1 protein-coding gene is annotated in these 201 nt (G+C 61.2%); it reads right to left on the bottom strand.

Annotated elements, in window-relative coordinates; all coding sequences use genetic code 11:
- Nucleotides 1–201: DUF5801 repeats-in-toxin domain-containing protein (locus D8779_RS20520; RefSeq protein ID WP_205895867.1), on the bottom strand; the 201-nt coding region annotated here is incomplete at both ends.

Below are 201 nucleotides of genomic sequence, written 5' to 3'. Positions count from 1 at the left end.
CATCACCGGCTGCTGCACCGTCTGCACCAAACACGCTATTAAACTGCGCTTGCACCACCGCGGCGCTCAGCACGGCCGAGGCAACACCATCGGCATAGGCGCCGCCCAGGCTCGCCAGGCTTTCATCGACAAATACACGACCCAGCCCTTCGGACTGCTCACTGAGCTGTGCACGAGGGCCGTCATCTTCAAAGCTAAAGG

This window comes from Pseudomonas leptonychotis (genome assembly GCF_004920405.1).
Classification (GTDB): Bacteria; Pseudomonadota; Gammaproteobacteria; order Pseudomonadales; family Pseudomonadaceae; genus Aquipseudomonas; species Aquipseudomonas leptonychotis.
This window is presented reverse-complemented; position numbering and strand designations above follow the sequence as displayed.